Origin of the sequence: Curtobacterium sp. MCPF17_021, assembly GCF_003234605.2 — a bacterium.
Taxonomy (GTDB): domain Bacteria; phylum Actinomycetota; class Actinomycetes; order Actinomycetales; family Microbacteriaceae; genus Curtobacterium; species Curtobacterium flaccumfaciens.
On record NZ_CP126252.1, the window covers coordinates 471,468 to 488,292 of the forward strand.

15 protein-coding genes and 1 tRNA gene are annotated in these 16,825 nt (G+C 69.3%); 8 read left to right on the forward strand and 8 right to left on the reverse strand.

The features are described 5' to 3' along the window. Positions 1-85 precede the first annotated feature (85 nt). The 3 genes from dapC (at position 86) to DEJ29_RS02365 (ending at position 2,759) form a co-directional block, all read left to right on the forward strand. Positions 86-1,222: a succinyldiaminopimelate transaminase gene (dapC, locus tag DEJ29_RS02355; protein WP_111094917.1), complete on the forward strand. Its 1,137-nt coding sequence runs from the start codon at positions 86-88 to the stop codon at positions 1,220-1,222. Between the two features lie 170 nt (positions 1,223-1,392). Further along, positions 1,393-2,289 carry an NADP-dependent oxidoreductase gene (locus DEJ29_RS02360; protein WP_111094916.1) on the forward strand — a complete coding sequence of 299 codons (897 nt, stop codon included), beginning with the start codon at positions 1,393-1,395 and terminating at the stop codon, positions 2,287-2,289. A 53-nt stretch (positions 2,290-2,342) separates the two neighbouring features. Further along, positions 2,343-2,759, forward strand: a complete 417-nt coding sequence (locus DEJ29_RS02365; RefSeq protein WP_111094915.1) for a hypothetical protein — start codon at positions 2,343-2,345, stop codon at positions 2,757-2,759. Positions 2,760-3,066: 307 nt separating this feature from the next. On the opposite strand, the gene DEJ29_RS02370 is transcribed toward DEJ29_RS02365, so the two are convergent. Continuing rightward, a tRNA-Gly gene (locus DEJ29_RS02370) sits at positions 3,067-3,137 on the reverse strand. 195 nt (positions 3,138-3,332) lie between these two features. Here DEJ29_RS02370 and DEJ29_RS02375 point away from each other — a divergent pair. Beyond that, the gene (locus DEJ29_RS02375) at positions 3,333-4,442 is read left to right on the forward strand and encodes a DUF6177 family protein (protein ID WP_071404923.1); all 1,110 of its coding nucleotides are present in this window, start codon (positions 3,333-3,335) and stop codon (positions 4,440-4,442) included. After that, positions 4,432-4,779 carry a hypothetical protein gene (locus DEJ29_RS02380; RefSeq protein WP_111094914.1) on the forward strand — a complete coding sequence of 116 codons (348 nt, stop codon included), beginning with the start codon at positions 4,432-4,434 and terminating at the stop codon, positions 4,777-4,779. The genes DEJ29_RS02375 and DEJ29_RS02380 overlap by 11 nt, the downstream gene beginning before the upstream one ends. Positions 4,780-4,815: 36 nt before the next feature. On the opposite strand, the gene DEJ29_RS02385 is transcribed toward DEJ29_RS02380, so the two are convergent. After that, positions 4,816-6,861, reverse strand: a complete 2,046-nt coding sequence (locus DEJ29_RS02385; protein WP_111094913.1) for a bifunctional copper resistance protein CopD/cytochrome c oxidase assembly protein — start codon at positions 6,859-6,861, stop codon at positions 4,816-4,818. Between the two features lie 52 nt (positions 6,862-6,913). Then, positions 6,914-8,005 (reverse strand): GNAT family N-acetyltransferase, encoded by a 1,092-nt coding sequence (locus tag DEJ29_RS02390; RefSeq protein WP_181438179.1) that lies wholly within the window; start codon positions 8,003-8,005, stop codon positions 6,914-6,916. Positions 8,006-8,088: 83 nt separating this feature from the next. Between DEJ29_RS02390 and dcd the strand changes: the two genes are divergently transcribed. From dcd to DEJ29_RS02405, 3 genes are read left to right on the forward strand one after another with little or no spacing between them, the layout of a single operon-like run. Next, complete coding sequence (dcd, locus tag DEJ29_RS02395; RefSeq protein ID WP_111094911.1) at positions 8,089-8,676, forward strand: dCTP deaminase; 588 nt, start codon at positions 8,089-8,091, stop codon at positions 8,674-8,676. A gap of 54 nt (positions 8,677-8,730) precedes the next feature. Continuing rightward, a complete protein-coding gene (locus DEJ29_RS02400; RefSeq protein ID WP_071404927.1) occupies positions 8,731-9,246 on the forward strand; it encodes a helix-turn-helix domain-containing protein in 516 nt (171 codons plus the stop codon). Further along, the gene (locus DEJ29_RS02405; RefSeq protein ID WP_111094909.1) at positions 9,243-9,590 is read left to right on the forward strand and encodes a HepT-like ribonuclease domain-containing protein; all 348 of its coding nucleotides are present in this window, start codon (positions 9,243-9,245) and stop codon (positions 9,588-9,590) included. The genes DEJ29_RS02400 and DEJ29_RS02405 overlap by 4 nt, the downstream gene beginning before the upstream one ends. Before the next feature lie 177 nt (positions 9,591-9,767). Here DEJ29_RS02405 and DEJ29_RS02410 read toward each other — a convergent pair whose 3' ends face one another. The 5 genes from DEJ29_RS02410 to DEJ29_RS02430 all read right to left on the reverse strand — a co-directional run bounded on the left by DEJ29_RS02410 (position 9,768) and on the right by DEJ29_RS02430 (position 16,779). Next, positions 9,768-10,871, reverse strand: a complete 1,104-nt coding sequence (locus DEJ29_RS02410) for a substrate-binding domain-containing protein (RefSeq protein WP_071404928.1) — start codon at positions 10,869-10,871, stop codon at positions 9,768-9,770. 62 nt (positions 10,872-10,933) lie between these two features. Then, positions 10,934-12,226: a multiple monosaccharide ABC transporter permease gene (gene mmsB, locus DEJ29_RS02415; RefSeq protein ID WP_111094908.1), complete on the reverse strand. Its 1,293-nt coding sequence runs from the start codon at positions 12,224-12,226 to the stop codon at positions 10,934-10,936. Then, positions 12,223-13,746 (reverse strand): multiple monosaccharide ABC transporter ATP-binding protein, encoded by a 1,524-nt coding sequence (gene mmsA / locus DEJ29_RS02420; RefSeq protein WP_051596601.1) that lies wholly within the window; start codon positions 13,744-13,746, stop codon positions 12,223-12,225. The genes mmsB and mmsA overlap by 4 nt, the downstream gene beginning before the upstream one ends. A gap of 846 nt (positions 13,747-14,592) precedes the next feature. Continuing rightward, the gene (locus DEJ29_RS02425; protein ID WP_017886425.1) at positions 14,593-15,612 is read right to left on the reverse strand and encodes a LacI family DNA-binding transcriptional regulator; all 1,020 of its coding nucleotides are present in this window, start codon (positions 15,610-15,612) and stop codon (positions 14,593-14,595) included. Between the two features lie 117 nt (positions 15,613-15,729). Then, positions 15,730-16,779, reverse strand: coding sequence for a magnesium and cobalt transport protein CorA (locus DEJ29_RS02430; RefSeq protein WP_111094907.1), 1,050 nt, complete (start codon positions 16,777-16,779; stop codon positions 15,730-15,732). Between the last annotated feature and the right edge of the window lie 46 nt (positions 16,780-16,825).

Below are 16,825 nucleotides of genomic sequence, written 5' to 3' on the forward strand. Positions count from 1 at the left end.
GGCTCCCGTGCCGGGTGAGAAGATTCGTAGATTTTGACAGACGATCGTCTGGTCAAATCGGCGTCGAGGTCTCTACGATCGCCGGATGGCTCTCCACGGCACTGACCACGCTCGTTCCGGGATCGATCACAGGCTCCCCGACCTGCCGTTCGACACGCTCGCCGAGTTCGCCGCCACCGCCAGACGGCATCCCGACGGAATCGTCGACCTCTCCATGGGGTCACCGGTCGACCCCACCCCGCAGATCATCCGAGACGCCCTCGCCGACGCAACGGACGCACACGCCTACCCCACTGTCCTCGGGACCATCGCGCTCCGGAGTGCCATCGTGGACTGGTACGAGCGTCGGCGGGGCGTGCCGGGTCTCGAGCCTGCTGAGGCGCTGCCGACGATCGGTTCCAAGGAGTTCATCGCGGGCCTTCCGGGGTGGCTCGGTCTCGGGCCCGGGGACGTCGTGGTGCATCCGACATCGGCCTACCCGACCTACGCGGTCGGTGCCGCGCTCGCCCAGGCGGATCCCGTCGCCTCCGACGACCCCGCCGAGTGGCCGGACAGCACCCGGCTGATCTGGTTGAACAGCCCCCGGAACCCCGACGGCACCGTCCTCGACCTCGAGCAGTTGCGCCGCGCCGTCGAGCGAGCTCGACAACTCGGCGCGGTCATCGCGAGCGACGAATGCTATGCCGAGCTGGGCTGGAAGGACGAGTGGAGTGATGCCACCACGCCTTCCGTTCTCGATCCCCGAGTCGTCGGCGACACCCGGCGGGGAGTGCTGAGCGTGTACTCGTTGAGCAAGCAGTCGAACCTCGCCGGCTACCGCGCAGGGTTCGTCGCGGGCGACGCCGAGATCCTTGCTCGCCTGCTGGCCGTTCGTCGGCACTCGGGTCTGATCACCCCCGCCCCCGTGCAGGAAGCCATGCGGATCGCACTCTCGGACCCTGCGCACGTCGCTGATCAGAAACGTCGCTACCGCGACCGGCGTGCGCTCCTCGTCGGCGCGCTGCAGTCGGCAGGGTTCCGGATCGAGGCCAGCGAAGCCGGACTGTTCATCTGGGCAACGCGTGACGAGAGCGCGCTCGACAGTGTGGCCTGGCTCGCCGACCGGGGAATCCTCGTCACCCCGGGGCACATCTACTCCGCGGCCGGCGCCAACCACGTCCGGGTTGCGCTCACGGCCACCGACGAACGCATCGCCGCTGCTGCGACACGGCTGGCCAGCTGACCGCTGCTCCGACCGGGGGCGCCTGACCGGCGACTCGGGACCGGCACCGCTCGGGGATCGAGTCTGGGAGTTCCGCGGGAAGACCGGCGAGGTCCTTCCCAAGGACAATTAGCCGACTCATGATTTGAGTACGACGACGTCCTCGATGTCGACACCGCAAGGAGCACCTCATGAAAGCCGTCCAGTTCACTTCCTACGGCTCGCCCGACGTCCTCCACGTCGTCGACGTCGATGCTCCCGACGCGGCTGCGGGGGAGATCCTCGTCCAGGTCATGAGTGCGGGCACCAACCAACTCGACGCGAAACTCCGATCCGGCCTGATGGCGAACGGTGAGGACCTTCCGGCCCCGAGCGGCACGGGATTCGACGCCTCGGGCACGGTCATCGGTGTCGGGGCCGGCGTTGCCGATGTCGAGCCCGGGGACGTCGTGTTCGGGATCGGCCGCAACACCCTCGCCGAGCAGGCTGTGTTGACCGCGTGGGCGAAGGTTCCTGCTGGTGTGGACCCTGTCGAGGCTGGAGGGTGGGGCGTCGCAGCGGAGACCTCCCACCGCCTGCTGACCGAGCTGGGTGTCGAGGCGGGAACGATCGTGGTCAGCGGTGCTTCCGGCGGTGTCGGATCCGCCCTCATCCAGATGGCCACCACTCGGGGGCTCCGGGTCATCGGTACTGCCGGTGAGAAGAACCAGTCCTACCTCGAAGCGCTCGGAGCAGTACCGATCACGTACGGGGCAGGCCTCGTGGACCGGGTGACAGCGGTGGCGCCCGACGGCGTCGACGGCGCACTCGACCTGTCGGGCGCGGGGGTCATCGGTGACCTCATCGCCCTCGTCGGCGACCCGAGCAGAGTCATCTCCATCTCCGACTTCACGGCGCCCCAGCTCGGCGCACGCGTCTCGACCGGTGCAGGCAGGACGACGAGTCCCCGCGACGGCCTGGCCGAGGCTGCCGCGGTACCAGGGTTCGCCCTGCACGTCGACCGCCGTTTCGAACTCGCCGATGCAGCGTCCGCCCACCGGGCAGCTGAAGCCGGACACACCCGCGGGAAGCTCATCGTCATCCCCTGACCGTCATCCCGCGCTGAACCGATCCACAACACCCTGGAACCAAGGAGGAACACATGTCGCACGAGAACTCGTCCGTGGCCGCACCCGTCAACAACCAGGTCCTCTTCATCGGCTTCGCCGCCGAGGCGATGACCGACGAAGAACTCGCACCCCTCGGCATGACCGTCGAACAGCTCGCCGAGCAGATGGAGCGCGGGTGGGCCGCCATCCAGGCACAGGGAGTGGAGGGCGTGCTCGCCGGCATCAGCAAGGACCCTGACGAGGCGGAAGCGCAGCTGCGCGCACGCTTCGCCGAGCAGTCGTACGGAGTGGCCCTCGTCGGCGGAGGCGTGCGCATGCTGCCGGAGAACACGGTCGTGCTCGAACGGATCGTGAACGTCCTGATCGATCTGCAGCCGGGCATCCGCATCAGCTTCAACACCAGCCCCCAGAACTCCTACGACGCCGTCCAGCGCTGGATGAGTCGCTGAGCGTCGGTGCCCGTACCGTCGCCTCCCGACTCGGGGTGCGACGAAGTCGAACCGAGCAGTTGTGCCCGCGTGGCAGCGACGCGCGCGTTGAGCAGGTACTGCAGCGGCGTGGTGCCCATTGACATCTTGAACGCAGCCTGCGCTGCCCGCAGGGGATGCCCCGGACGCCTGCGCTTCCGGGAAGGATCGCGATCGGGGTGGCTCGCCGCCGCGAGCTCACGCCCGTACGCGGCAAGCGGAGCGTTGACGCCTGGCCGGACGGATCGGCAGGTGGCGAGCGGCGGAGGACCGGCCGCAGAACGAAGAGAGCGAGTGACGGGAATCGAACCCGCGCTACCAGCTTGGGAAGCTGGAGTTCTACCATTGAACTACACTCGCGCGCCCCGCAGAACGGGACTCGGCAAGCCTAGCGGATTCTCGCCTGGAAGCCAGCCGACCGCGCACCGTACGCCGTCTCGCGGGCGCGTGTCGCGCCTCCCGAGTCTCCGCTGTGAGGGTGCGAGCCTGACGGACAGGTGTCGCCCCCGTGTGTACCGTCCAGGGAGTTCCAGCCCCGAACCGAGGAGGACCCGGATGGTCAGGCATCCCCTCATCGACGACGTGGTCGGCTCGGCGATCGTGGTCGAGTCCGCCTCGCCCGTCGTGTGGCTGACGGACGCGCTCGCCTCGCTGCTCCGTCGGTCGGCGGACGCCGGACGGACGGTCGTGCTCCGCACCGGCCGGGCCGCGGCGATCACCCCGGCACTCCGGCACGCGCTCGGCGCGTACGGCGCCGCGTGGGCGGTGTCCGACTTCGACGGCACGCTGCGTGACGGCCGGACCGGCGTCGCCGCATCCGACATCGAGGACTTCGTGCACCGCGGCCCCGAACTCGTGGGCACCCCGTCGCCCGAGCACCCCGTCTCGGCCGACTCGGTGCGACAGATCAGCATCGACCTGACCCTCCGCCACCACCCCGGCCGTGCGGTCGACATGGGCTCCGCGATCGAGGCGCTGTGCCACACCGTCGGCACCTGCCCGACCCGGTGGGGCACCGCCGAACCGCTCACCGTGCCGTGGGACCGCTGGGTCGTCACGCAGTACGCGAAGCACGAGGCACCCGGCATCTCGACCTCGTACGCCGTCGGTGAGGGGTTCTCCGCGACGATGACCGCGCACCTGGTCGGCGGGGTCGTCGTCGAGACGATGTCCGCCGTGCTCACCGTGCCCGAGGAGAACACCGACCCGGGCCTGGCGAACCGGATGTTCGACGCCGTGCAGCGGGTCGCCGACCAGGTCGTCCCCGTGTTCGGCGTCGTCATGCAGCGCCGCGGCGACGCAGACCACCTGGTCCGGGCCGTCTCGCACGGCGAACCGTCGCCGCTCGCCGTCGTCGTGGGCCCCGAGGCCGCCGGCTTCCTGGACCGCGACGGCGTCTGGCCGCCACCGCGCACCACCACCGCGACCTTCGCAGCCGGCTCAGGCTCGGCCGCCCGTCCGGATGCCGACGCCGCTGACGACGGCGGCATGATCGTCCGCTTCGAGGACGGCTGGGAAGCGCTCGAGTCGTTCCTCGACCGCATCGACGAGGACCGCTTCCTGCAGCTGGTCGGCGGCGCACCGCTCGACCCCGCGCACGACGAGGGCACGCTCGACGGACACGTCCGCGACGACCGGATGGTGGGCGGTCAGGGTGCCGCGTGACGTCACCATCCTCTGCCGCCAGCCGGTGGAGACGCGCGAGGTGGCGGAGGCGCTCCTGCTGCACGACGAGACCTGGGGTGTCCGGGCGCTCGACGACGGCCCGATGATGCAGGTCTGCCGGGACGCCACCCACCCGGTGATCACCGTGCTCGGCGTGCGGCGGGTGGACTCCTTCGACGAGGTCGAGCGGATCCTGCCGGACGCCCCGACCCTGGCGACGCCGCTGTGGTGGGTCGACACCGTGACCCCCGCCGGCCCCGACGGGGAATCGGGGGTCTCGGCCGCGCTCGAGGCCGCGATGGACCTCGACGCGGTCTGCATCGTCCACGGGGACTGACCGGGGCAACGCCCGCCGTGTGACCCGTGCTGCGGGTCAGTCCCGCTTGCTCATCGCCGCCAGGCGCTCGTTGTACGCCTTGAGGTCGGCGTCACCGTCGCGGTCGGCCTTGCGGTCGAGGCGCTTCGCGTCGCGCTTGTCCGAGCGCATCCAGTTCCGGACGACGAGCAGGGCCACGAACACCATCGGGAGCTCCGAAGCGCCCCAGGCGATGCCGCCGCCGGTGTGCTGGTCGTCGAGCAGTGCGGCGTCGTTCGTCTGGCCCAGTGCGTGGAACCAGTCGATCGCGAACACCGACTGTGACGTCATGACCGCGACGCCGAAGAACGCGTGGAACGCCAGGGTGGCCAGCAGGGTGATGATGAGCATCGGGTACGGCGGGCGCTGGGGGCCCGGGTCGACACCGACGAAGACCCAGAAGAACAGGTAGCCGCTCAGGACGAAGTGGATGATCATCGCGACGTGCCACTCGTGCGACTGCATCGCGGCCTGGTACGCCGGCGTGAAGTAGAACACCACGAGGGACCCGGCGAAGATGATCCCCGCGACGGCGGGCTTGCCGAGGAACTGCATCCAACGGGAGTGCACGAAGAGCATGAGCCACTCGCGGGCGCCGCGTGAGCCGTCGTTCCGGACCGGCAGGGTGCGGAGCGCGAGCAGCACCGGGCCGCCGAGCACGAGCGGCAGCGGGACGAACATCATCAGGAGCATGTGCTGGAGCATGTGCGACGAGAAGTGGATCATGCCGTACACGGCGGGGCCGGCCGACGTGGTCCAGATGAACAGGGCGCAGCCGATCAGCCAGGCGATGGTGCGCCCGACGGGCCAGGCGTCGCCGCGCTTCCGGAGCTTGCGCACCGCCAGCAGGTACCAGACGGCCCCGACGACGGCCAGGCCGAGCCACACCCAGTCGATGTGCCACTGGGTCAGGTAGGTCTGCGTGGTCTGTGCCGGCGGGAACGGGAACCCGATCAGGCCGGAGCGGGTGTCCTCGCCCGTCGCCGGGGTCTGCGGGATCGGCGGCTGCGAGCGGGACACGGCGACCGAGACACCGATGGCCACGGCCATGAACACGATCTCGGCCAGGGTGAACCGGGTGAACAGGCGGCGGTCGAGCGGCGCGCGGAGGAGCCCGGGCACGAGCTTCCGGCGCTGCACGATCCCCGCGACGCCGAGCAGCACGAGGATGAGCGCCTTGACGGTGATGAGCCAGCCGTACGTGGTCGTGAACAGGTCGAGCGGGCCGGTCAGGCGGAGCGACGCGTTGACGATGCCGGAGAACGCGACGGCCCCGAACGACCAGCCGGCGAGCGTCGAGTACCGGGCGATCACGCGTCCGGTCGCGCCCTTGGTGCGGGTGCGGAGCAGGACCACGGCGACCAGGCCACCGGCCCACACGCACACCCCGACCAGGTGGATCGCGAGCGAGTTCACCGCGTTCGCGTGCTCGAGCGACCCGGCTGCGTGGCCGGACAGGGCCAGGGGGAGCAGGGCGAACAGGCCGATCACGGTGGCGAACGCCAGGGTCGTCACCCGGGTGGCGAAAGCGGCGACCACCGTGGCGACCAGGATCGCGGCTGCCGACACCACGAGCGCCTGGCCGATCTCGACCTGGAACGCGAAGAGCATGAAGTTGCGGGCGAACACCGGGCTGGTGAGCGGGACACCGAGGGTGTTCGCGCCGGTCAGGACGATGCTCACCGCGGCGGCCAGGAACCAGACGGCGCCGGTCGCTGCAGCCCACCGGGTCGCACGGTGCTGCACGCTGGACAGGGCGCCGTGGTCCTTCTTCTGCGCGGGCAGCGCGAAGGCGGCGACGATGAGGAGCCCGATGGTCAGCGCTGCCATCGTGTCGTGCACGACGCGGGCGATCGGCAGGCCGTACTCGACCACCTCGCCGGCGGACACCAGCTGCTGACTCGCGCTGAAGGCACCGGTGATCGTCAGCCCGAGGATCGAGCACGCGACGGCCAGCGGGATCGCGATGACGAGGACCGTCGCGACGGTGGACGAGCGCCCGGTGGTGGGGGCGGCGTCCGGCGCTGACCCCGTGGGCTGGGTTTCGGGTGACGTGACGGTCATGACCGTCCAATCGTAGGCGTGTCGGCTGGACGGCGGCCCCTCGGATGCGCGCTCAGACCCGCCGTTCCCAGATGCCCTCGCAGCCGACGCCGACGAACCCGACGGCCTCGTTCACGTCGAGCATGTGGCGGTTCTCCTCCGCGTTGAACGTGATGATCGACGGGTGCCCCGGATGCTCCCGCTCGACGGTCTCGATCCCGACCGCCTTCAGGAGCCATCCGAGCCGGTGCCCACGGTGCTCACGGACGACGAGGGTGTCGCCCTGCATGACCGGCTGCGCGAGGGGACCTGGGACGGCGAGCTGGGTGAACCCGACGAGCGAGCCGGTCGAGGTGTCCTCGACCGCGATCGTGCGCATCGTGCGGGGTCCGTCCTCGAGGTGCTGCTCGTGTGTCCGGAGCCGCTCGACGGTCCAGGCGTCCTCAGGCTCGGTCATGTCGCCCGACGGGGCGTCGGTGCTCATCCGGGTCAGCAGGAGCGCGAGGTCCGACTGCCACCGATCGGGTGTCGGACCCGTCCAGGTGTGCACGCGGTAGTGGTCACCCGACGCCGCGGTCGCAGTCGTGAGGACGTCGGGCACCGCGGCCTCGGCGGCCGGGAGTGCGAGACGGCTGATCCGGTTGACCTGCCCGAGCCGCCAGCCTCGACGGGTCAGGAACCGGACCGCTGCCTCGTTCTCCGGGACGGCCCCGAACCCGGTGGGTGCCTGTCGGTACCCGGGACCGGATGCCGGCCCGACCTGTCGAGAGACCGCGTAGGCCTTCCACTGCGTGCGCCCCTGACCGCGAGCGACGCCCTCCAGGTGTTCGGCCAGGAGCGTGCCCACGCCGCGACGTCGGTGCTCGGGTGCGACGCTGACCGCGATCCAGCAGTTCGGGGCGGCCACGTCCGCCTTCGAGTCGTACGAGCCGGCTCCGACCGCGGTCCCCTCGTCGTCACGGACCAGGAACAGTCGGCTGGGGGCATCCGGGTCGATCAGGTACGGCAGTTGTTCCTCGGGGGTCCAGAGCAGCTCGGGCAGGTGTGTGGTCGCGACCTCGGCCCGGTTCTGCGCGTCGACCCACTCGCGGAACACCGAGACGATGGCCGGGTCGTCGTCCATGGTGGCGGGCACCGTGATCTCGTCGACGGTGTACGTGGTCATCACTGCTCCGAACGCCGCCCGCTCGGGCGGTGGGCAGCCTGGCAGCATACCGGCGCGACGCCCGCTGCCGCTAGGCTTCGTCCGTGCTGCTCTCCGACCGCGACATCACCGCCCAGCTCGCTGCAGGCCGGATCGGCCTCGACCCGTACGACGCCTCGCTCGTGCAGCCGTCGAGCATCGACGTCCGGCTCGACAAGTTCTTCCGGCTGTTCGACAACCACAAGTACCCGCACATCGACCCCGCGGTGGACCAGCCCGACCTGACCCGCCTGGTCGAGACCGACCCGGACGAGGCGTTCGTGCTGCACCCGGGCGAGTTCGTGCTCGGTTCCACGTTCGAGGTCGTCACCCTGCCCGACGACATCGCAGCGCGACTCGAGGGCAAGAGCTCGCTCGGTCGCCTCGGACTCCTGACCCACTCGACCGCGGGGTTCATCGATCCCGGGTTCTCCGGGCACGTGACGCTCGAGCTGTCGAACGTGGCGACGCTGCCGATCAAGCTGTGGTCGGGGATGAAGATCGGGCAGCTCTGTTTCTTCCAGCTGTCGAGCCCGGCCGAGAAGCCCTACGGTTCCGCCGAGTACCAGTCCCGCTACCAGGGCCAGCGTGGCCCGACCGCGTCCCGCTCGGCGCAGAACTTCCACCGGGCGGACGTCTCCGACCCCCGCTGAGCGTGAGCCGCTCCGGCGGCGGACGAAATGTTGGATGCTGTGTATCGTTGCAGCATGTCCGCTGTTCCCCCACGGTCCGCCCCGCCACTGTCGGCCGCGGTGCTCATCCGCGACGCCCGTGAACGCGCCGAACTGACCCAGGTCCAGCTCGCCCAGCGCGCCGGCGTCACGCAGAGCGTCATCAGCACCTACGAGAACGGTCGGCGCGAACCGTCGCTCGCAGCCCTGCAGCGGATGCTCCGCGCGGCGGGCTTCACGACGACGATCGACCTGCAGCCGGTCGAGGAACCCCCGCCGCTCCTCGAGCGCGTGGTCGCAGCCCGGCAGGACCTCATCGAGATCGTGCAGCGGTTCGGCGGGCGGAACCCCCGGATCTTCGGCAGCGTCGCGCGGGGTGACGACGGCCCGGACAGTGACGTCGACCTGATGGTCGACGTCGACGCGGGGCTCGGCATCTTCGCGCTGATGCGCATCCAGGACGCCGCCGAACGGTTGCTCGGAGTCCGGGTCGACGTCGTCGACGCCGCGGGTATGCGCCCCGGGGTCGTCCGGACCGCGGTGCCGCTGTGAGTGGGCAGCCCGGCATCCGCCGTGCCGTGGCCGACCGCCTCGACGACGTCATCCGGGCGTGCGACGCGATCCGGCGCTACATCGACGACGAGCGGCTGCCCGAGGACCTGGTGCACGACGCGGTCCGGATGCGCCTGGTCGAGATCGGTGAGGCGGTCCGGGTGCTCCCCGCCGGGGTCACCGCGAGCGAGCCCGGCATCCCGTGGTCGCGCGTGTCCGACCTGGGTGAGCGGCTGACCCGGCGGTACTTCGACACGACGCGCGCGCTGGTGTTCGGCACCGCCCGCACCGACGTCCCGCACCTCGCCGACGCCGCGCGCCGGTTGCGCGCGGCCCACCCCTGACGGACGCGGGCGCGGACCGGACGCGGCCACGTGCCCTGGGCGGACCACACGGCGGACTGGAGGCACGGATCACGACGTGCACCGAGCCTCCCGTCCGCCGTGTGGCCGGCCCCCGGACGACGCAGGACGGCCCCGTCTCGCCGAGGCGAGACGGGGCCGTCCGTGGTGCTGGGGAGATCAGCCCTTCTTGGCGAGCTCCTCGAGGGTGTCGTTGCCCTTGTAGGCCTCGACGGCGTTGTCCTTGGTGACCAGGACCGGCGTGAGCTCGATCGCGGGGACCGTCTTCTTGCCGTTGTAGTTGTTCGTCTTGTCCATCTTCGTGTCGGGCTTGTCGCCCTTCGACAGCGTGGAGACGAGGTCGACGGCCGCCTGGGCCTCCTTCGACGTGTCCTTGAAGATGGTCGAGTACTGCGTGCCCTTCATGATGAGCGGGATGGACGCGGTCTCCGAGTCCTGGCCCGTCACGACGGGGTTGTCCTTGCCAGCGGCCTTGGTCGCGGTGAGGATCGCACGGGCGAGGGTGTCGTTCGGCGACAGGACGCCGTCGAGCTCGGTGTCACCCGTGTAGTACTGCGAGAGCAGGTCGGTCATGCGCGACTGGGCCTTCTGCGCGAGCCAGCCCTGCGTGACGACCTTCTGGAACGTGGTCTGACCGGAGACGACCTTGATCGTGCCGTCGTCGATCTTCGGCTGCAGGACGTCCATCGCACCGTTGAAGAACACGGTCGCGTTGGCGTCGTCCGGCGAACCGGCGAAGAGCTCGACGTTGTACGGCTTGTCGCCCTTCTTCTCCTCGAGGCCCTTGAGCAGCGCCTCGGCCTGGAGCTGGCCGACCTTGAAGTTGTTGAACGCCACGTAGTAGTCGACGTTCTTCGTGTTCAGGATGTTGCGGTCCCAGGCGATGACGACGGCGCCACGGTCCTTGGCGGACTTGACCTGCGCGGTCAGCTGCGAACCGTCGGCGGCACCGATGATGACGGCCTTGGCGCCCTTGGTGATCATGCCCGAGATCTGCGACTGCTGGTCGGGGACCGGGTTGCCGGCGTTGGCGTACTGGATGTCGGCCTTGAAGCCGGCGTCCTCGATCGACTTCTTGAACGCGGCACCCGCGAGGACCCAGTTCTGCGAGGTCTTGGCCGGCAGGGCGACGCCGATGAGGTCGCCCTTCTTGATGCTGCTGGTGCTGCCGGCGTCGTCGGACGAGCCGCGTGCCGAGCAGCCGCTGAGGGCGAGGCCCGCGATGAGCGCCAGGCTGAGGCCGGCGACGATCTTCTTGCGCATGTGAGTGCTTTCTCTTCGTTGAGGAGGTGTGGGGCCGGAGCCCCGCTGTGGGGAGGGGTGGACTAGGGGAGGGTGATCTTGTCCGGCTGGTCCTCGATGGACCGCGGCTGCTGGGCGGCCACCGTGTCCTGCTCGGTGTCCTTCCGCTGGAACTGCCGCATCATGCCGCCGATCAGCGACGGGCGTCCCTGCGACTTCGAGTAGACGTCGAAGGCGACGGCGACGAGCAGGACCAGGCCGCGGATGATCTGCACCTGGTTGGACTCGAGGCCCATGAGCTGCAGACCGTTCGACAGCAGCGCCATCACGAGACCACCGATGATCGAGCCGGAGATCGTGCCGACACCACCGGCGACCGCCGCGCCACCGACGAACACGGCGGCGATCGCGTCGAGCTCCCAGCCGGTGCCGTCCGCGGGGCCCGAGGCGCCGGAGTAGGCGACGAACACCATGCCGGCGATCGCGGCGAGGACCGACATGTTCATCATGACGAAGAAGTTGACCCGCCGCGCCGAGACGCCGGACAGGACGGCTGCGTTGGCGTTGCCACCGACGGCGTAGACCTGGCGACCGAAGATCGTGTTCTTCGTGACGAAGCCGTAGACGATGGTCAGGACACCGAGGATGATCGCGACGATCGGGACCGAGGTGCCGACCGGACCGGCGCCGAACAGGTACGTGGCGACGAGCGTGACGGCGACCAGGATGCCGGTGCGGACGATCGAGACCCACAGCGGCGGGACCTCGGCCTGCATCTTCCGACGGCGGGCACGGCCACGGGCCTCGATGATGATGAGCGCGAGGATCGTGACGAGGCCGATGAGCAGCGTGCCGTTGCTGAAGCCGAAGTCGGGGCCGAAGTCACCGAGGAAGCCGGCGCCGATCGGGGTGAAGGCGTCCGGGACGGGGACCGACGTCGAGTTGCCGATGATCTGGTTCACACCACGGAAGATGAGCTGACCGGCCAGCGTCACGATGAAGGCCGGGACCTTCACGAACGCGACCCAGAAGCCCTGCCACGCACCGATCAGGGCACCGCACGCGAGACCCAGGATGATGGCGGCCCACACCGGGAAGTCCCACACGGCCATGGACTGCGCCACGACGATGCCGACGACCGCTGCGACCGACCCCACCGACAGGTCGATGTGCCCCGCGATGATGACCATGACCATGCCGAGCGCCAGGATCAGGATGTAGGAGTACTGCAGGAACAGGTTGATGACGTTGGTCGGCTCGAGGATGAGCCCGTTCGTCGTGATCGAGAAGAAGATCAGCAGCACGATGAGCGCGATGATCATGCCGTACTGGCCGATGCTGTTGCCCTTGCCGAAGAGCAGTTTCAGGTTGTTCATGAGGCGGTGGCGCCCTTCCGCGCGGAGGTCATGCTGCGCATGAGCGATTCGGGATCGGCCTGGTCGGCCGGGAGGTCAGCGGTGATCTGGCCCTCGAAGATGGTGTAGATCCGGTCGGAGAGACCGAGGAGTTCGGGGAGCTCGGACGAGATGAGGATGATGCCCTTCCCCTCGGCGGCGAGCTGCTGGATGATCCCGTAGATCTCGAACTTGGCGCCCACGTCGATGCCGCGGGTGGGCTCGTCGAGGATCAGGATGTCCGGGTCCGTGAACATCCACTTGGACAGGACGACCTTCTGCTGGTTGCCACCGGACAGCTTGCCGACGTTGTCCTCGACGCTCGGCACCTTCGTGCGGAGCATCTTGCGGTACTTCTCGGCGACCGAGTACTCCTCGAGCGAGTCGACGACACCGGCCTTCGAGATCTTCCGCAGGTCGGCGGCGACCGTCGAGCGCTTCACGGTGTCGAGCAGGTTCAGACCGAGCGCCTTGCGGTCCTCGGAGACGTAGCCGAGGCCGTTCTCGATCGCCTGCTGGACGTTTGTGACCTTGATCTCGCGGCCGTCCTTGATGATCTGGCCGTCGAGCCAGGTGCCGTACGAGCGACCGAACAGGCTCATCGCGAGCTCGGTGCGTCCGGCGCCCATCAGGCCGGCGAAGCCGACGATCTCACCGCGGCGGACGTGGAAGTTCGAGGCCTTGCAGACCAGACGCGACGAGTCGAGCGGGTGCTGCACGGTCCAGTTGCGGACCTCGAAGAAGGTCTCGCCGATCTTCGGGGTGCGGTCGGGGAAGCGCGACTCGAGCGAGCGGCCGACCATGCCGCGGATGATGCGGTCCTCGTTGACGCCGTCCGCCTTGACGTTGAGCGTCTCGATGGCCTTGCCGTCGCGGATGATCGTGATCTCGTCCGCGATCTGCTCGATCTCGTTGAGCTTGTGGCTGATGATGATGCTCGCGATGCCCTTGGCCTTCAGCCCGACGATCAGGTCGAGCAGGTGCTGCGAGTCGTTCTCGTTGAGCGCGGCGGTCGGCTCGTCGAGGATCAGGAGCTTGACGTCCTTGTGCAGGGCCTTCGCGATCTCGACGAGCTGCTGCTTGCCGACACCGAGGTTCTTGATCTGCGTGTCCGGGTCGTCGGCCAGGCCGACGCGGGCGAGCAGGTCCTGCGCACGCAGCTGCGCGGCGGTCCAGTTGATGACGCCACCGCGGCTCGGCTCGTTGCCCAGGAACAGGTTCTCGGTGATCGAGAGCTCCGGGATGAGCGCCAGCTCCTGGTGGATGATGACGATGCCGGCCTGCTCGGACTGCTTGATGTTCGAGAAGCGGACTTCTTCGCCCTCGTAGACGATCTCGCCGCTGTAGGTGCCGTACGGGTAGACGCCCGACAGGACCTTCATCAGGGTGGACTTGCCGGCGCCGTTCTCGCCGCAGATCGCGTGGATCTCGCCGGCGCGGACGCTGAGGGAGACGTCGGCCAGCGCCTTCACACCAGGGAACTCCTTGGTGATCGAGCGCATCTCGAGGATCGTCTCGGGTGCGGTGATCGACCGGGTCTCGAGGCCGGTGTCGATCGGGGTTGACGCCACAGTGCATCTCCTTCTGCCGCTTCGGTGCGGCAGTGTGTTCGGGTGGTTCTGCTGCGGCAGCGAAAGCACAGGGGGCCTGTGTGGACTTCGTTGTCGCGTCCGGATCCGGCTCGGTGTGACGCTCATGTGAACGGTCACATCGGCTGGACGGAGGCAATTTACGCACAGCCTCGGTGCGGCTGTCAATTCGGATTGGTCGCGTTTTCGTAACGGCGTGCGTGATCCGGAGGGAACGTCCCCCGGGTTGGGGCCAGGGGGCTCGGGAGCGCGCGTTTCGTTGCGCGAATCCGCATGCGCGGACGGGAGGCCCGTGGCGGGCCCGCCACGGGCCTCCCGTCCGCTTCGTGGTCGCGTCCGGAGCCCCGCTCGCCTCGTCGGGGCGGGCTTGCCTGGCGCTTCCGGGCGTCCCTGGTCGGAAGTTCGTGGCAGGTATGCCCGTTCGTGGCAGGTACTCCGGGGCGGCCGGGTGGTTCCGGGCGTACCGGGTCGTTTCGGGCGTACCCGGGCAGAAGTTCGTGGCAGGTACGCCCGTTCCTGGCAGGTACTCCGGGGTGGCCGGTTGGTTTCGGGTGTACCGAGACGTTTCGGGTGTACCCAGTCATTCCGGGCGTACCTGGTGTCTTCGGGCGTACCTGGTCGGAAGTTCGTGGCAGGTATGCCCGTTTGTGGCAGGTACTCCGGGGGCGCCGGGTGGTTCCGGGCGTACCGGGTGTCTCCGGGCGTCCCTGGGCAGAAGTTCGTGGCAGGTACTCGGGGCGTGGCGCGGCCCGAGGTGCGTCAGCGCGTACGGGGCGCGCTGGTGGAGGCGCGCACGACCAGCTGCGGGACGATGTCGATGGGGCGGAGCAGTTCGCCCTCGCTCGGCAGCAGCAGATCCACGCAGCGACGCCCGAGCTCGGCGAAGTCGACCTGCACCGTGGTGAGCGGCGGCCAGAAGTGCTTCGCCTCCGGGATGTCGTCGTAGCCGACCACGGACAGGTCGCCCGGGACGTCGAGCCCGTACGAGCGCGCTGCGTGCATCACGCCGAGCGCCATCTGGTCGTTCGAGCAGAAGATCGCGGTGCAGTCCCGCCACCGCAGCAGCTCGCGGCCGGCGTGGTACCCGAAGTCGGCGGTCCAGTCGCCCAGGATCGGTGGAGCCACGGCCATGTCGCGGTCGGACATCTCGCGCAGGAACCCCTGCATCCGGGCATCCGCCTCGATCCAGTCCTGCGGCCCGGCGATGTGCCGGACGTACTCGTGGCCGAGGTCGAGCAGGTGCGCGGTCGCGAGCCGGGCGCCCTCCATCTGGTCCACCCACAGGGCCGTCGGGTCCTCGCCGACACTGGCGCGCATGGTGACGTAGGGGGTGCGGATGCCGAGTTCCGCGATCAGGTCGAAGACCCGCTGCTGGGGTGCGATGACGACGATGCCCTCGACGTCGAGGTCGAGCAGGTGTCCGAGTCCTTCACGCACGGCGGCGTCGGTCGCCTCGGCGATGTTCGCCGTCGTGACCGAGTAGCCCCGGAGCATCGCGGCGTCCTCGATCGCCTGCAGCGCGACGGCGGGACCGTAGTGGGCGCGGCGGGCCGTCAGGACGCCGATCGTGTGGGTCCGGCTCGTGACCAGGGCGCGTGCGGCCCGGTTCGGCCGGTACTGCAGCTGCTCCATGGCCGCCAGGACCTTGTCGCGTGTCTCGGCCCGGATCGCATCCGAGTTGTTCAGCACCCGCGAGACGGTCTGGTGCGAGACGCCCGCGATCCGTGCGACGTCACGGATGCTGGGCGAACGCGGTTGCTGTGTCCGCGATGACGCCATTGCTGCTCGTTTCCGCCCGGGTGTCGTGGCACATCGATGTGCACGTTCACATTCCGGGCCAGATCATTATGCACGTCCGGCGGATCGGCGCCACCTGTGCGCCGATCCGCCGTCCGCTCAGAGCCAGTTGCGCTTGCGGAAGATCGCCCAGAGCACGCCCATCAGCAGGAGCATGCCGAGGATCGCGACCGGGTAGCCGTAGCGCCAGTGCAGCTCGGGCATGTGGTCGAAGTTCATGCCGTAGACACCGGCGATCAGGCCGGGTGCGAACAGGATCGCCGCCCACGACGAGATCTTCTTGACCTCCTCGCCCTGGCGGTGTGCTGCCCGGGCGAGTTGCCGGCTCTCCTCGCCCTGGGCCAGGCTCGCGCTCGTCATCCGGCGCATCGCCTCGTTCTGCTCCTGCGACACCAGGGTGGCGTGCAGGGTCAGGGCGTTCTCGAGCAGGGCGCGGAACGAGTCGACCCGCTCGGTGACACGGAGCGCGTGGTCGTGCACGTTGCGGAGGCGGTGCTGCACGTCGTCGTCCACGCCGTACTTGTCGGCACCGCGGAGCAGCCCCGTGACCATCGCCGGCACCGGGGTGGTGGCCCGCTGGAACGCCAGGACCTCGCTGAGCAGCTGGTAGATGCGCTTCGAGACCCCGGGGTCGACGTGCCCGGCGAACAGCTGGTCCTCGATGGCGTCGATCTGCTCCTGCAGGACCTGGACGACGGGGCCGTACCCGTCGACGACCTCGTCGAGCACGGCTGCGGTCACGGCCTCGGACCCCTTCGCCAGGAACTCCGGGTCCGCCTCGACCTGTGCCCGCAGCGCCGCCAGGTCGGGTCGGGCGGCGTGCCGGACGCTCACCACGAAGTGGTCGCCGACGAACAGGTGCACCTCGCCGAACTCCACGGTGCCCGAGGCCTGGTCGAACCAGGCCGGCCGGAGCACCAGGAACAGGGTGTCGCCGTAGCGCTCGAGCTTGGCGCGCTGGTGTCCCTTGCGGGCGTCCTCGACGGCGTTCTCGTGCAGGTCGAACTCGGTGGCGACGGCCTCGAGCTCGTGCGGGTCGGGCCGGAGCAGCCCGATCCACGTCAGGTCGCCACGAGCCGGGCGCGACAGGGTCGACGGAGACTCCACGCGGCGTCCCCGGACGTAGATCGCGTTGTCGATCAGTGCCATGTGCGTGCTCCTTCGGTGCGGAGCAGACGGGCGCGATGGCGCCCCG

What these genes read in the sequence shown, in the direction of transcription:
- dapC (WP_111094917.1), top strand. Translation starts at nt 86, where the DNA reads ATGGCTCTCCACGGCACTGACCACGCTCGTTCCGGGATCGATCACAGG.
- DEJ29_RS02360 (WP_111094916.1), top strand. Translation starts at nt 1,393, where the DNA reads ATGAAAGCCGTCCAGTTCACTTCCTACGGCTCGCCCGACGTCCTCCAC.
- DEJ29_RS02365 (WP_111094915.1), top strand. Translation starts at nt 2,343, where the DNA reads ATGTCGCACGAGAACTCGTCCGTGGCCGCACCCGTCAACAACCAGGTC.
- DEJ29_RS02375 (WP_071404923.1), top strand. Translation starts at nt 3,333, where the DNA reads ATGGTCAGGCATCCCCTCATCGACGACGTGGTCGGCTCGGCGATCGTG.
- DEJ29_RS02385 (WP_111094913.1), bottom strand. Translation starts at nt 6,861, where the DNA reads ATGACCGTCACGTCACCCGAAACCCAGCCCACGGGGTCAGCGCCGGAC.
- DEJ29_RS02390 (WP_181438179.1), bottom strand. Translation starts at nt 8,005, where the DNA reads ATGACCACGTACACCGTCGACGAGATCACGGTGCCCGCCACCATGGAC.
- DEJ29_RS02400 (WP_071404927.1), top strand. Translation starts at nt 8,731, where the DNA reads ATGTCCGCTGTTCCCCCACGGTCCGCCCCGCCACTGTCGGCCGCGGTG.
- DEJ29_RS02410 (WP_071404928.1), bottom strand. Translation starts at nt 10,871, where the DNA reads ATGCGCAAGAAGATCGTCGCCGGCCTCAGCCTGGCGCTCATCGCGGGC.
- mmsB (WP_111094908.1), bottom strand. Translation starts at nt 12,226, where the DNA reads ATGAACAACCTGAAACTGCTCTTCGGCAAGGGCAACAGCATCGGCCAG.
- mmsA (WP_051596601.1), bottom strand. Translation starts at nt 13,746, where the DNA reads ATGCGCTCGATCACCAAGGAGTTCCCTGGTGTGAAGGCGCTGGCCGAC.
- DEJ29_RS02425 (WP_017886425.1), bottom strand. Translation starts at nt 15,612, where the DNA reads ATGGCGTCATCGCGGACACAGCAACCGCGTTCGCCCAGCATCCGTGAC.
- DEJ29_RS02430 (WP_111094907.1), bottom strand. Translation starts at nt 16,779, where the DNA reads ATGGCACTGATCGACAACGCGATCTACGTCCGGGGACGCCGCGTGGAG.